At 64.3% G+C, this 1,468-nt stretch carries 2 protein-coding genes; one reads left to right on the top strand and one right to left on the bottom strand.

Annotated elements, in window-relative coordinates:
• Nucleotides 1-147: 147 nt before the first annotated feature.
• Nucleotides 148-1,011 carry a DMT family transporter gene (locus I8N66_RS37340; RefSeq protein ID WP_291165594.1) on the bottom strand — a complete coding sequence of 288 codons (864 nt, stop codon included), beginning with the start codon at nucleotides 1,009-1,011 and terminating at the stop codon, nucleotides 148-150.
• Nucleotides 1,012-1,112: 101 nt separating this feature from the next.
• Between I8N66_RS37340 and I8N66_RS37335 the strand changes: the two genes are divergently transcribed.
• Nucleotides 1,113-1,468 (top strand): winged helix-turn-helix domain-containing protein (locus I8N66_RS37335; protein WP_291165592.1); only part of this gene is annotated, 356 nt, incomplete at its 3' end.

Genomic DNA, 1,468 nt, shown 5'->3' with positions numbered 1-1,468 from the left:
CAATCCATGCACTCTGGCTGGAGGGGCGGAGCCCTTCGGCAAAAATCCGCTACTTCCTCGATCTGCTCGCAGAGCGGCTGAAACTCGACCGCCTTTGAACGGAGCTGGGCCGATTTCTGCCTGCTCCCGCTTTGCGGCGTGACGCCCCTACTTTGAGAATTTCTTAGCGCCGGCGACGCAGAGCACGATTGCGCCGGTCGCAGCCAGCATGCTCCAGCTGACGGGCTCGCCGAGAAGCGTCGCGGCGAGCGCCAGGCCGAAGAAGGGCTGCAGCAGTTGCAACTGTCCGACGCCGGCGACGCCGCCGAGCGCGAGGCCGCGATACCAGAAAACGAAGCCGACGAGCATGCTGAAGATCGAGACATAGGCAAGACCTGTCCAGGCGCCGTTCGTGACGGTCGCGAAGGAGACTGGCAGCGTGACAAGCGTGAGCGCGAGCATGATCGGCAGCGACAGGACGAGCGCCCAGCAGATCACCTGCCAGCCGCCGAGTTTGCGCGAAAGGCTGGCCCCTTCGGCATAGCCGAGGCCGCAGACGATGATAGCGCCGAGCATCAGGAGGTCGCCGACAGGGGAGGCGGCAAAACCCTGTACGAGCGCAAAGCCGACGACGGCAGCACTTCCGAGGGACGAAAAGAGCCAGAAGGCCGGACGCGGCCGCTCTCCTGCCCGCAACACGCCGAAGATCGCGGTTGCCAACGGTAAAAGTCCGACGAAGACGATCAGGTGCGCCGAGGTGACATGCTGCAGGGCCAGAGCGGTCAGCAACGGAAAGCCAAGCACGACGCCGAATGCGACGATCGCCAGTGAAACGAGGTCGGCCTTCGCCGGGCGCGGCTGGCGGAAAACGAGAAGCAGCAGGAGCCCGAGCAGGCCAGCGATCGCCGCGCGCGCCACGGTCAGGAACACCGGATCGAAATCCATGACCGCGACGCGTGTTGCTGGGAGCGATCCGCTGAAGATCAATACCCCGAGAAAACCGCTCATCCAACCGTCTGCCGTCTTGTCCATAGCATTCTCCTTTTTCGCCTGTATCGGTCGGAGAGGCTGGCCTCGCCAGAGACAATACGGTACAGTTTTGCAAAACTGTATTGGGTGGATGAGCAGTACGGATGACGGTCCAGGAGTTGGAGATCGGCGGCGAAACGCTGCTCGAAGGTGTGATGGCGACCATCCGGCAGCGGATCGCGGGGCGCGTCCTGACGCCCGGGGCAAAGCTTCCATCGATCCGTGCCTTCGCCAACACCATGCGCGTTTCAAAATCCACCGTCGTCGAAGCCTATGAACGGCTGGTGGCCGAAGGCGTCATTCGCTCGAGGCCTGGCGCTGGCTTCTTCGTCGCTGCGCCGCTGGCGCCTTTGTCGCTGGCCGAGATCGGGCCGCGGCTCGACCGGGCGGTCGATCCGCTCTGGGTGTCGCGCCCGGCGCTGGAAACCGGCGACAGCGTGTTGAAGCCGGGCTGCGGCTG

Source organism: Ensifer sp. SSB1 (assembly GCF_016652895.1).
Lineage (GTDB): Bacteria > Pseudomonadota > Alphaproteobacteria > Rhizobiales > Rhizobiaceae > Ensifer.
Note: the sequence above shows the minus strand (reverse complement) of the source record. Positions and strands in the feature narration are given on the sequence as shown.